The organism is Bordetella sp. (genome assembly GCF_051960075.1).
In the GTDB taxonomy this organism is placed as follows: domain Bacteria; phylum Pseudomonadota; class Gammaproteobacteria; order Burkholderiales; family Burkholderiaceae_B; genus Bordetella.
In genome coordinates, this window is the sequence record NZ_JBQCER010000100.1 from 1 (window position 1) to 13,348 (window position 13,348).

Here is a 13,348-nt window from a genome sequence, read left to right on the forward strand (position 1 = left end):
GCCTAAGGCGGCGGCCGAACCCAACTCATCGAAGCCGGAGCGCTTTACGCCAGCGGCGTCGATGCGGCCAAAGAACCATCAACGACAGGCTCGATAGCCGCAAAAGCTCAAGCGAGCATCAAGCCGCCCGCGACCCGCCCAGCGGCACGACCTGAGCGCTCAACTCCTTGAGCAGCGCCTCGCGCCGCGCGGCCGCCTTGATCATGGCGGCCTCCTTCACGTGCCCGTACCCGCGAATCTGCTCGGGCAGGCTGGCCAGGGCCACCGCCTTGTCCAGATTTCCGCGCTCGAGCTTGGCCGCGACGGACATCATGTCCTCGGCATACTGGCGGATCAGCGCGCGCTCGGCGCGGCGCTCTTCGGTGCGGCCGAACACATCCAGCGCCGTGCCGCGCAAACCGCGCATGGCTGCCAGCACGCGGAAAGCCTTCAACACCCAGGGTCCGTAGCTGCGCTTGATCAGATGGCCCTCGGCATCGCGCTTGGCGAACAGCGGCGGCGCCAGGTGCAGATTGAGCTTCCAATCGCCTTCGAACTGCGCCTGGACCTGCTTGATGAACTCGCCGTCGCTATACAGGCGCGCGACTTCGTACTCGTCTTTGTAGGCCATGAGTTTGAAGTAATAGCGTGCCACCGCCAGCGCCAGCCTATCGGTGCCGGTGGCGGCCTGCTCGGCCTGCGCCACCTTGTCCACCAGATTGCGATAGCGCTGCGCGTAAGCCGCGTTCTGGTATTGCGTGAGAAAGGCCGAGCGATGTTCGACCATGTCGGCCAGCTCGCCCTGCGGCCGCTTGAAGTCGACCACGGTCTGCTCGGCCTTCTGGCCGCGCCTGAGCTCGATGATGCCTGCCTCCTGGACCTGCTCCTGGATTTGCTGCGCGGCCTGCTCGCCCTTGCCTACCAGGCTTTGCACCTGGGCCAGGTCATGCGCGGCGCGGCGCCCCCAGTCGAAGGCGGCCAGGTTGTTGGGCACCTGCTGGCCGTTGAGCTCGATGGCGCGCTTGAGCGCGGCCTCGCCCACCGGCAGCCAGCCCTTTTGGTAGGCATAGCCCATCATCATCGGGTTGGAGTAGATGGCATCGCCCAGCAGGCCCACCGCCAGCTCGGACGCATCGAAGGCGGCCAGGTTGCCCGGCCCGCATGCCGCGGCCAGTTCGGCGGTCAGATCGGAGCCGGGCAGCATCCAGTCGGGGTTGTGCACGAAGCTGGCCGTGGGCGCCACGTCGCTGTTGAGCAGCACGTGAGTGCGGCCCGGCAGCATGCGGCCGATGGCTTCCTGGCTGGTGCCCACCACCAGATCGCCCAGCAGGGCCACGTCGGCCTCACCCATGGCCACGCGCGTGTTGAGCAGGTCGGCCGACGAAGCGGCCAGAACCACGTGCGAAAGCACCGCACCGCCCTTCTGTGCAAGACCGGCCATGTCGAGCACCGAACAACCCTTGCCCTCGATGTGCGCGGCCATGCCGATGAGCTGGCCGATGGTGACGATGCCGGTGCCGCCCACGCCGGCCAGGAACACGCCGTACAGGCCGCGACGCGCGGCCAGATCGGGCAGCACGGGATCCGGCAGGCCGGCGGCGATGTCGCCCTCTTGCGTCAGCGCCTTGGGCTTGCGCAGCTTGCCGCCTTCGACCGTCACCAGGCTGGGGCAAAAGCCCTTCAGGCAGGAGAAGTCTTTGTTGCAGCTGGACTGGTTGATCTTGCGCTTGCGGCCCAGTTCGGTTTCCAGCGGCTCGACCGACAGGCAGTGCGACTTGTCGGAGCAATCGCCGCAGCCTTCGCAGACGCGGTCGTTGATGACCACGCGCCGCGCCGGATCGGGATAGGCATTGCGCTTGCGGCGGCGGCGCTTCTCGGTGGCGCAGGTCTGGTCGTAGATGAGCACGGACACATTGCCGTAGTCGCGCAGCTCGCGCATCACGGCGTCGAGCTCGTCGCGGTGCTTGACCGGCACGTTCGGCGCCAGATCCGTCACGTTCTTGTACTTTTCGGGCTCGTCGGTGACGACGACGATTTTCTGGATGCCCTCGGCCGCCATCTGGCGCGTGATCATGGGCACGGTGATGGGCCCGTCCACGGGCTGTCCGCCCGTCATGGCCACTGCGTCGTTGAAGAGGATCTTGTAGGTGATGGAGGCCTTGGCCGCCACCGCCGCCCGGATGGCCAGCAGGCCCGAGTGGTAGTAGGTGCCGTCGCCCAGGTTGGCGAAGACGTGCTTCTCCTCGGTGAAGGGCGCCTGGCCGATCCAGGGCACGCCCTCGCCGCCCATTTGCGTGAAGACCTGGGTATTGCGGTCCATCCAGGTGACCATATAGTGGCAGCCGATGCCCGCCATGCCGCGCGAGCCCTCGGGCACGCGGGTCGAGGTGTTGTGCGGGCAGCCCGAGCAGAACCAGGGCTTGCGTTCGGTCGTCACGCGCGGACGCGACAGCGTCTTGTCGCGCGCATCGAGAAATTCCAGGCGCGCCTGGATGCCGGCGCGCACGTCCTCGGGCAGCTCGAACTTCAGCAGGCGCGAACCGATGGCGCGGGCCACGATGGCCGGCGAAAATTCATAGTGCGCGGGAAGCAGCCAGTTGCCTTGCGGTATGCCCCATTCGCCGCCGCTCTTGTCGTCGAACTTGCCGACCACGTTCGGGATCTTGCGGTCCGAGCCGATCCAGCCGAAGAGCTCTTCCTTGAGCTGGTATTCAAGCATCTGTCGCTTTTCTTCGACCACCAGGATCTCGTCCAGGCCCTCGGCGAATTTCTGCATGCCGGTCGCTTCCAGCGGCCACACCATGCCCACCTTGAAGAGGCGCACGCCGATGCGTTTGCAGACCTCTTCGGTGAGACCCAGGTCGGCCAAGGCCTGACGCGTATCCAGGTAGGCCTTGCCGGAGGTCATGATGCCGAAGCGCGCCGACGGCGTCGGCACGTGCCACATCTCGCGATTGAGCTTGTTGGCGCGCACGTAGGCCATCGCGGCATAGAGCTTGTAGTCGAGCAGCCGCGCTTCCTGAGCCAGCGGCGTATCGGGGATGCGGATGTTCAGCCCTCCCGGCGGCATGACGAAGTCGTCGGGCATCACGATGGAGACGCGTTCCGGGTCGACTTCCACCGAGGCCGACACTTCGACGATGTCGGTGATGCACTTGATGCCCGACCACACGCCGGCATAGCGGCTCATGGCCCAGCCGTGCATGCCGAAATCCAGCACCTCTTGCACGCTGGAGGGGAACAGCAGCGGCACCATGCAGGCCTTGAGGATATGGTCGCTCTGGTGCGGCAGGGTGGACGACTTGGCGGGGTGGTCGTCGCCGGCCACCAGCAGCACGCCGCCGTGGGGCGAGGTGCCCGCCGCATTGGCGTGCTTGAGCACGTCGCCCGAGCGATCCACGCCGGGGCCCTTGCCGTACCACATGCCGAACACGCCGTCGTATTTGGCGCCGGGGAACAGATTGACCTGCTGCGATCCCCACACCGCCGTGGCGGCCAGGTCTTCGTTGATGCCGGGCTGAAATTCGATGTGGTGCTGCTTGAGATACTTGGCAGCCTTCCACATGTTCTGATCCACCCCGCCCAGGGGGGAGCCGCGATAGCCGGAGACGAAGCCCGCGGTGTTCAGGCCGGCGCGCTGGTCGCGCAGGCGCTGCATGATGGGCAGACGCACCAGCGCGTGGATGCCGCTCATCCAGGCACGGCCGCTTTCCAGGGTGTATCGGTCGTCCAGTTGGACGGACTCTAGCGCCGAGCGCAGCTCGGGCGTGATGGGGGCATTCATGTCTACTCCATTGTGTCGGGGTTGCCAGCCCGGCATCTGATCTTGCTCTTGTGAAGCGGATAGCGGCCGACCCTGGCGGGTGTTTTTGCCGCCGGGCCGCTCCGAAACGGCGACGCCCCGGGCAAGGGGCAAAGCGCCAGAAACGCGACTCAGGGGCAATTCTTGTTGCGGTTGCTGTTTTAACCTCCCGCCATACGTCCCCGCAATAAGGCAATGCCATAATCCGGCCATGAATTTCGCCTCTCGCATCGCGGCATGGCAGGTTTGCGGCGGCCGCCACGGCCTGCCCTGGCAGGGCACGGCCGACCCGTACCGCATCTGGCTCTCCGAGATCATGCTGCAGCAGACGCAGGTGAACACGGTGATCCCGTATTACCTGCGCTTCCTGGAGCGCTTTCCCGACGTGGCGACCCTGGCGGCGGCCGGCCAGGACGAGGTCATGCCCTATTGGGCCGGACTGGGCTACTACGCGCGGGCGCGCAACCTGCACCGCTGCGCGCAGACGGTGGCGGCCGACTGGGGCGGGCGCTTTCCGCCTACGGCCCGGGAAATCGCCACCCTGCCCGGCATCGGCCGGTCCACGGCCGCGGCCATCGCTGCCTTCGCCTACGGCGAGCGTTCGCCCATTCTGGACGGCAACGTCAAGCGCGTGTTCGCGCGGCACTTCGGCATCGAGGGCGATCCGTCCCGACGCGCGGTCGACCAGCAATTGTGGGAACTGGCCGATGCCCAGCTGGCAGCCGCAGCAGACCTGGACATGGCTGCCTACACGCAAGGCCTGATGGACCTGGGCGCCACGCGCTGCACGCGCGGCAAACCCGCGTGCGGGCAATGCCCCGTGGCCGACACCTGCGTGGCCAGACGCGACGGCCGGCAGGCCGAGCTGCCCACGCCCAAGGCGCGCAAGACCGTGCCCGAACGCGAGACGAGCATGCTGGTATTGGCGCACGAAGGCCGGGTGCTGCTGCGGCAGCGGCCTGCGCCGGGCATCTGGGGCGGGCTGTGGAGCCTGCCGGAATTCGACGCGGATGCGGATCCGCTGGCCGCGGCGCGGTCGCTGGGGCTGGAGCCGGGCCAGCACTATCGGCTGGCAGACTTCATGCACGCCTTCACGCATTACAGGCTGCATGTGCGGCCATGGCTGGTACTAATACAAAAGCATGCGGACTTGCGTGAAAACGCTCAGACCGAACGCTGGACTTCGGCGGAACAATTGATCGATACCGCACTGCCCGCTCCGGTGAAAAAACTGCTGGCGGGCATTGCATCGGATCTGCTGGTTTAGCGGCGGTCACCGCGAAAAGGACCTTCGCTCTTTTCGCGCGGGCAAGCGCTAGGCTCGGGATGGGCACGCCTCGATGTACCGGGCATGCACCCAGCCATTCGCGGCGGCAGCGGCGAGCAGCAGCGCGGCAGTCACGAAAAACACCTCTCTCAAACCGGCGTGGGCGCCGACCTGGGCACCCAGCAGCGGACCCAGAACTTGTCCGGTGAACTGGGCCGATTGCAGGTATCCCAGCGTCTTGCCGGAATTGTGCTCGGTCACGGCATGGCGCACCAGCTTGGCGATCGCAGGCAGCAGGCCGGCCAGAGACATGCCCATCACGCCCCGCAGGACGGCCAGTTGCCACCACTGCGTGACCAAAGCCTGGGGCACCATGACCAGGCCGGTCGCGGCCAGGCAGCCGATGATGACTTTCCACGCGCCGATGCGATCGGCCAGCGCGCCCAGCCGCGGGGCCGTCAGCATGCTGCCGAATGCCGAGCAGGCCATGACGATGCCGGCCGCGCGCGCCAGATGATCGTGCCGCACGCCCAGCTGGCCGATGTAGACCGTGATGATCGGCTCGATCGACATATTGGCCAGCAGAACCATCATTGCGGTCGCGAGCAAGGCCCCGATCACGAGAGGCGAGGCGGCCGGGGATCCGCCACTCGCCTGCGCAAGGCGCGGCTTGGCATCAATGCTTCGATCGAAGTCTTCCCGCACGAAAGCGATCGTTGCAACCGCCGCGGCGGCTATCATTGCGCCGCCCACGAAAAAAGTGCCGCGTATGCCTACAAGCCCGGGTAGAAATCCGCCGATCAGGGGGCCGATCAGATTGCCCGCCAGCGCGCCGGTCGACAACACGCCCAGGGCCCATCCGGCCCGTTCGCGCGGCGCCTGGGTTCCGATCATCACGATGGAAGCCGAGGCATAGCCGCCCACGAGGCCCGCCAGCAGCCTGAGCAGGACCAAGTCCGTCACGCTGCGCGCAACGCCGATCAGGGACATGACGACGGCCATGCCGATGGCCGCGCGTACCAACATAGGCTTCCTGCCGTAGCGGTCGGCAAGCCTGCCCCAGATCGGCGCCGTAACTGCGGTGCCCAGGAAGGTGGCGCCGAATGCGATGCCGGACCACTGGACAACCTGCGCCTGCGTCGTCATGCCCAGTCGTGCGACATACAGGGGCAGAAAGGGCAGCAGCATGCTGAGGCTGACCAGCGTCGTGAAGGAACCCAGGACGCAGATCGCGAGATTGCGCCGCCAGTAGGCCGCGTTGCGTTCGGCATAGCCGAGCGCGGGAGACGGGTCCGTGACGTCTGCCGGTACGACACGAGACGGGAAAAGCGCTGTTTTCATGATCGAGTCCGATGATTGCCCGCGGCCGCTATTGCCCGGCGCCTGCCGCTTGCCCGCGATAGGCGATCATTGCAACGATGTCGATAAACAGTGCGAGCACCATTGCGGCGGTACCGATGACGAACAGCAGCCGGTAGTCCTGGCCGTCGTGCGCGAACAGGAACGAAAGCCCGTATGCAGCGACGGCCTGAAACAGCGCGAAGCCGACCGTCGCGGTCCTCCAGGCCGGCCCCTGCAGGGATGGATGATGCGCGAGGAGCTCGTGGATGCGGCCCAGTACCAGCGGGACGGTGCCGGTGACGAACGCGCCGACGATCAGGCTGGAGACGATCAGCCAGGCCGGATCGCGGCCGAGCGCCGGAATGGCGACGCCGACGATTTCCAGAATGAAACCGATGCGCAGCGCGGGTCCGAAGCCGGTCCTGTCGGCCAGCGCCCCGGCCAGCACCGGCCCGATGGTGGCGCCCACGCCGAAAATGACCCAGTATCCGGCGCCGACGGCCACCCCGCGCCCAAGCCCGCGGGCAATGAAGTCGACCAGGAAGATCATGTGCGGAACCCAGCCGGCCGCGTTCAGGGCGTACTCGACATACGTCGCCCTGAGCGGGCCCACCGGCAGCGCGCGACCCTGCGCATGAGCCACCGGGGCATGGGCCCGGGCCGGCCCCGCCTTGGCCGGCCATCCCTTCCAGGCGATCGTCGTCAGCAACAGCGACAACGCGCTCAGGCCGACCCACGCATGCCGCAGGTCGTGCTGCAGCAGCAGCGGAACCAGCGTGCCGGACAGAACGATGCCCGTGCCCACGCCCATGAAGATGACGCCTGCCGCCAGGCCTCGCCGCGAGGGCGGGACGTGTGCGAGGACGGCGGGCGCGGCCAGCACCATAAGCGCGCCGCCGGCCAGCCCCGCGAGAAAGCGCCATGCGAAGAACCAGGCGAACGAAAGCGGCCATGCGCAGGCGAAGAAGGAAATCGTGGCCAGGGCCATCGCCGAGCGCAGGGCGGCGGCATCCGTCGTGCGCGCGGCAACGGGCCGGCCGGCCAGGGCGCCGATCAGGTATCCGGCCAGGTTCGCCGCGCCCAGATAGGCCGCCGCAGACGCGTCGAACCAGTGCGCCGCGATGATGGCGGGCAGCAGCGGCGTGTAGGCGAACCGGGCCAGTCCGATCCCGACGAGGCTTGCGCAAAACCCCGCGATCGTGGCGCGCCACATGTTCACACTTGCCTGCGCGGGAGATTGCAGGCCGCGAGCCTGCGGGATGACGTTCATTTTCGGTCCTTGCCTGGTTCGACAGATCCAGGCTACCCCCTCAGACTTGACTTGAGAACCGAATAGATTTGATATCCGATATCTGAAATCGAGATATGTTATGCATTCACAAACAATGTAGTCAGCACATGTCGCATATCGCTATGATCGATTACCGTACGAACCGGCGCGAGGCTTACCGAAGATGGACATCGTCGACCTGAAGACATTCGAGGCCGTAGCGAGGCACGGCAGCATGAACAAGGCGGCGGCCGAGCTGCACACGGTGCAATCCAACGTCACGGCGCGGGTGCGCGCCTTGGAAGAAGAGCTCGGGATGCCGCTGTTCCAGCGACATGCCCGCGGCGTAACGACCACACCCGCGGGAATACGCATTCTTCCGGCCATCGCCCGGATCACGAAGCTGGTCGACGACGTGGTCGTGATGGCCAAGGACGATGGCGTGCCGGGGGGCTCCCTGAGTCTGGGATCTCTGGAGACGACCATGGCGCTTCGACTCTCGCCGTTGATCACCCGATTTGCGCGCGCCTACCCGAGCGTTCGCCTTGCGGTCAATGCCGGCACGACAGCGCAGCTTCTGCTGGATGTCGCCGAGTGCCGGCTCGAAGGCGCGTTCGTCGCCGGCCCGATCGAGCATCCGGACATCCATCAGGAAGCGCTTTTCACCGAGGAACTGGTCCTTGCGACAAGCCCGGCAATACGCTCGCTCAAAGACCTGGCAAAAATCCCGGATCTCAAAACGGTCGTCTTCCGACTCGGTTGCTCGTACCGCCAAAGGCTCGAATCCCTTCTGGGCAGACTCGGGGTCGTGGTGGCGAAACCCCTGGAGTTCGGTTCGCTCGATGCGATTGTCAGCTGCGTTGCCGCCGGAGTCGGCGTCACGCTGCTTCCCAAAGGCGTGGTCATACCGGCCGCAAAGGCCGCAAGCCTGGCAATTCATGCCATTCCCCGCGACCTGGGTCGCGCGGACACCCTGTTCATCCGCCGCCACGACGCCTACGTGTCCAGCGCGATGGCCGCTTTCCTGGAAATGGCGCGCCGACACACAAACAAGCGCTAGGCAGGAAGGCGGGTTTCTCGCATTTCATCCGGCTGCAGCAGCATCACCAGTTTCAGCTCCGGATGGGTGGCCAGGCGGAACGTGACTTGCTGGAAGGCAAGGCGACCGCTGCGCGGATGGTCGAAATCGCGCAGGCCGCCTTCGCGCTCGATCACGGCGTGGCGCGTCCACCAGTGGGCGAACATGGCGCTCTCGCGGTTCAAGGTGTCTATCAGGGCCGCCACCTCGGGCGCGTCCAGGTTGGCGGCCGCGTCGGCGCGGAACTCGGCCACGACGCGGCGCGCGCGCTGCTCCCAATCGACCACCAGCCGCCGCGCCGCCGGATCGAGAAAAATGTAGCGCAGCAGATTGGGCCTGGCCTCGCGCGCGGGCCAGTCGTCGAACAGTTCGCGCATGGCGTCGTTGAAAGCGAGCACGTTCCAGGCATGGTCCAGGACATAGGCCGGAGCGCTGATCGCATCCACGCAGGCGCGCAGCTGTTCCGTCGCGCCGTCGATTGCCTCCCGCGGATGCTGCGGGTCGGCGCATTCGGCCAGCTCGAAAAGATAGGCGCGCTCGGCCTTGCCCAGATGCAGCACGCTGGCGATGCGCGCCCATACCGCGGGCGAGACCGACACGTCGCGTCCCTGCTCGATCCAGGTATACCAGGTGACGCTGATGCCCGAGAGCTGCGCGACCTCCTCGCGCCGCAGGCCGGGCGTGCGCCGGCGCGGACCTTCCGGCAGGCCCGCCATCTGCGGCGTGATGCGGGCGCGGGCATTGCGCACGAATTCGCCCAGCGCCTGGCGGCGCATGGCGGAACCTTCGTGCGGCTCGATCATGTCTGCCCGATTCCGATCAGCCCAGATTCGGCGCCAGCGAACGCCGCACGTCGTCTTCGTCGCGGCCGCTGCGCGCGATGTAGTCGACGACCTGGTCCGCGCCGATCACGCCCACGTTGAAGTACTGCGAATCGGGGTGGCTGAAATAGAAGCCCGACACGCTCGAAGCCGGCATCATGGCGTAGCCTTCGGTGAGGTGCATGCCGATCTCTGCGGCCTGCAGCACGCGGAACATGTCGGCCTTGACCACGTGTTCCGGGCAGGCCGGATAGCCCGGCGCCGGACGGATGCCGCGATACTTTTCGGCGATCATGTCCTCGTTGCTCAGCGTCTCGTCGGCGGCATAGCCCCACAGGTCCTGGCGCACGCGCGCATGCAGGCATTCGGCGAACGCCTCGGCCATGCGGTCGGCCAGCGACTTGAGCATGATGGCCGAATAGTCGTCCTGGGCCGCCAGGAACTCGGCCTCTTTGTGCTCGAGGCCCAGCCCCGAGGTCACGGCGAAGACGCCGATGTAATCGGCCACGCCGCTCGCCTTGGGCGCGATGTAGTCGGCCAGGCACTTGTTGGCAACGCCTTCGCGCTTGACGCCCTGCTGGCGCAGATTGCGCCAGGTAAAGAGCACCTCGCTGCGCGACTCGTCCTTGTAGACCTCGATATCGTCGTCGTTGACGGAATTGGCCGGATAGAAGCCCACCACGCCGTTGGCCTTGAGCCAGCGGCCCTCGACGATTTTCTTGAGCATGGCCTGGCCTTCCTCGAAGACCTTGCTCGCCTGTTCGCCCACCACCTTGTCCTGCAAGATCGCGGGAAAGTGGCCGAACAGGCCCCAGGTGTTGAAGAACGGTCCCCAATCCACGTACCTGGCGATCTCGGCCAGATCGTAGCTCTTGAACTCGCGACGGCCCACGTACTTGGGTTTGGGCGGCACATACGCGGACCAATCGGTCTCAGGCCGGGCGGCGCGCGCCTCGGCCAGCGGGATGACCGGCGTGGCCTTGCGGTTGGCGTGGCGCCGCCGCACCTCTTCGTATTCTCGAGCGACCTCGGCGATATAGGCATCGGCCTGGTCGGACACCAGGCTCGCGGCTACGGAAACGGCGCGGCTGGCGTCGGGCGTGTAGACCACCGGTCCGTCGTAATGCGGCGCGATCTTCACCGCGGTATGCACGCGGCTGGTGGTCGCGCCGCCGATCATCAGCGGAATCTTGCGTTCGCGGAAATAATCGTCGCGCTGCATCTCGGAGGCGACATAGGCCATCTCTTCGAGGCTGGGCGTGATGAGCCCGGACAGGCCGACGATGTCGGCGTTTTCCTTCTTGGCCATGTCCAGGATCTGGGCGCAGGGCACCATCACGCCCATGTTCACCACCTCGAAGTTGTTGCACTGCATGACCACCGACACGATGTTCTTGCCGATGTCGTGCACGTCGCCCTTGACCGTGGCGATGACCATCTTGCCCTTGGAGCGCACATCGCCCCCGGCCGCTTCGATCTGGCGCTTTTCTTCCTCGAAGAAGGGAATGAGGTGGGCCACGGCCTGTTTCATCACGCGCGCCGATTTCACCACCTGGGGCAGGAACATCTTGCCCGCGCCGAACAAATCGCCCACCACGTTCATGCCGTCCATGAGCGGGCCCTCGATGACTTCGATGGGCCGCCCGCCCCGTGCGGCGATCTTCTGCCGCACCTCTTCCGTGTCTTCGACGATGAAGGCGGTAATGCCGTGCACCAGCGCGTGTTTCAGGCGCTCTTCGACTTGCACCTCGCGCCAGCTCAGGTCCTCTTCCCGCTTCTTGCCGTCGCCCTTGATGGTGTCGGCGAACTGCACCAGGCGCTCGGTAGGCGTGCGCTCGTCCGCGTCGCCCTCTTTGCCCACGGGATCGGGGCGGTCCAGGATCACGTCCTCGACCAGGTCGCGCAGCTTGCTTTCCAGGTCGGCGTACACGCCCAGCTGGCCGGCGTTGACGATGCCCATGGTCAGGCCCGCCTGGATGGCGTAATACAGAAAGACCGTGTGGATGGCCTCGCGCATGGGCTCGTTGCCCCGGAACGAGAAGCTCACGTTCGAGATGCCGCCCGAGATGCGGGCATGCGGCAGGTTCTGGCGTATCCAGCGCGCGCCCTCGATGAAATCGACCGCGTAGTGATTGTGCTCGTCGATGCCGGTGGCGACCGCGAAGACGTTCGGGTCGAAGATGATGTCTTCAGGCGGAAAGCCCTCTTGCTCGACCAGGATCTTGTAGGCCTTGCCGCAGATCTGCTTGCGCCGCTCGAGCGTGTCGGCCTGGCCCTGCTCGTCGAAGGCCATCACCACCACGGCCGCGCCGTAGCGCCGACACAGACGCGCGTGATGGCGGAAGATCTCCTCGCCTTCCTTCATGGAAATCGAGTTGACCACCGGCTTGCCCTGCACGCACTTCAAACCGGCCTCGATGACCTCCCACTTGGAGCTGTCGATCATCACCGGCACACGGGCAATATCGGGCTCGGAGGCGATGAGATTGAGAAAGCGCTTCATGCATGCGACCGAATCCAGCATGGCCTCGTCCATGTTGATGTCGATGATCTGCGCGCCGTTCTCGACCTGCTGGCGCGCGACCGCCAGCGCCTCGTCGTACTTTTCCTCGCGGATCAGGCGCGCGAACATCTTGCTGCCCGTGACGTTGGTGCGCTCGCCCACGTTGACGAAGAGCGACGCCTCGTCGATGCTGACCGGCTCCAGGCCCGACAGGCGGGTCTTGACGGGCACCTCGGGCACGACGCGCGGCGTGAGCGCCGCGACCTTGTCGGCGATGGCGCGGATGTGATCGGGCGTGGTGCCGCAGCAGCCGCCGGCCATGTTGACCAGGCCGGACTTGGCGAATTCTTCGAGCAGGCCCGCCGTATCGGCCGGGCCTTCGTCGAAGCCCGTCTCGGCCATGGGGTTGGGCAGGCCGGCGTTGGGATAGACGCAAATATAGGTGTCGCAGATCTTGGACAGCTCGGCCACATAAGGGCGCATCAGCGCCGCGCCCAGGGCGCAGTTCAGGCCTATGGTGATGGGCCGTGCGTGGCGCACCGAATTCCAGAAGGCCTCGACCGTCTGGCCCGAAAGAATGCGGCCCGACGCGTCGGTGACAGTGCCCGAGATCATGACCGGCAGGCGCACGCCGCGCGCCTCGAACACTTCCTCGACGGCATAGATCGCCGCCTTGGCATTGAGCGTGTCGAAGATGGTCTCGATGAGCACGAGGTCGATGCCGCCGTCGAGCAGGCCGTTCATCTGCTCGACGTAGGCCACGCGCAGCTCGTCGAAGGTGATGTTGCGCGCGCCCGGGTCGTTGACGTCGGGCGAGATGGAGGCGGTCTTGGGCTGCGGGCCCAGCGCCCCCGCCACGAAGCGGGGATGGTCGGGCGTGCTGTAGGCGTCGCAGGCGGCACGGGCCAGTTGCGCCGAGGCCTTGTTCAGCTCGTAAGCCAGACCAGGCAGATCGTAGTCGCCCTGGGCCACCGACGTAGCGCCGAAGGTGTTGGTCTCGATGACATCGGCGCCGGCTTGCAGGTACTGCCCGTGAATCTCGCTGATAACATCGGGCCGCACCAGCGACAGCAATTCGTTGTCGCCCTTCAGATCCTTGTGGTGTTCCTTGAAACGCTCGCCGCGGAAATCGGCCTCGGACAGCTTGTAGCGCTGGATCATGGTGCCCATCGCGCCGTCCAGAATCAGGATGCGCTCACCCAGTCGGCGCGCGAACTCGGCCCCGCGGGTGTAGGTGGACGGGGGATAAGGCAGCTTGGGATAGGTCACGACGGGCAATCCTGGTTC

The 13,348-nt window shown here is 66.2% G+C and carries 7 protein-coding genes; 2 read left to right on the forward strand and 5 right to left on the reverse strand.

Features of this window, described 5'->3' with window-relative positions:
- Positions 1-118: 118 nt before the first annotated feature.
- Positions 119-3,763 (reverse strand): indolepyruvate ferredoxin oxidoreductase family protein, encoded by a 3,645-nt coding sequence (locus ACTHJ1_RS17785; protein ID WP_440195276.1) that lies wholly within the window; start codon positions 3,761-3,763, stop codon positions 119-121.
- Positions 3,764-3,992: 229 nt separating this feature from the next.
- On the opposite strand from ACTHJ1_RS17785, the gene mutY reads away from it, so the two are divergent.
- Positions 3,993-5,048, forward strand: coding sequence for an A/G-specific adenine glycosylase (gene mutY, locus ACTHJ1_RS17790; RefSeq protein WP_440195279.1), 1,056 nt, complete (start codon positions 3,993-3,995; stop codon positions 5,046-5,048).
- 48 nt (positions 5,049-5,096) lie between these two features.
- Here mutY and ACTHJ1_RS17795 read toward each other — a convergent pair whose 3' ends face one another.
- Together ACTHJ1_RS17795 and ACTHJ1_RS17800 are read right to left on the reverse strand one after the other, a co-directional pair.
- Complete coding sequence (locus ACTHJ1_RS17795; protein WP_440195282.1) at positions 5,097-6,389, reverse strand: MFS transporter; 1,293 nt, start codon at positions 6,387-6,389, stop codon at positions 5,097-5,099.
- Between the two features lie 28 nt (positions 6,390-6,417).
- Positions 6,418-7,659, reverse strand: a complete 1,242-nt coding sequence (locus tag ACTHJ1_RS17800; RefSeq protein WP_440195285.1) for a YbfB/YjiJ family MFS transporter — start codon at positions 7,657-7,659, stop codon at positions 6,418-6,420.
- 184 nt (positions 7,660-7,843) lie between these two features.
- Here ACTHJ1_RS17800 and ACTHJ1_RS17805 point away from each other — a divergent pair, with 184 nt between their 5' ends.
- A complete protein-coding gene (locus ACTHJ1_RS17805; RefSeq protein WP_440195288.1) occupies positions 7,844-8,719 on the forward strand; it encodes a LysR family transcriptional regulator in 876 nt (291 codons plus the stop codon).
- On the opposite strand, the gene ACTHJ1_RS17810 is transcribed toward ACTHJ1_RS17805, so the two are convergent.
- Positions 8,716-9,540, reverse strand: coding sequence for a helix-turn-helix transcriptional regulator (locus tag ACTHJ1_RS17810; protein WP_440195291.1), 825 nt, complete (start codon positions 9,538-9,540; stop codon positions 8,716-8,718). The two genes, ACTHJ1_RS17805 and ACTHJ1_RS17810, sit on opposite strands and share 4 nt — an antisense overlap.
- 16 nt (positions 9,541-9,556) lie before the next feature.
- Positions 9,557-13,330 carry a methionine synthase gene (gene metH, locus ACTHJ1_RS17815; RefSeq protein WP_440195293.1) on the reverse strand — a complete coding sequence of 1,258 codons (3,774 nt, stop codon included), beginning with the start codon at positions 13,328-13,330 and terminating at the stop codon, positions 9,557-9,559.
- Between the last annotated feature and the right edge of the window lie 18 nt (positions 13,331-13,348).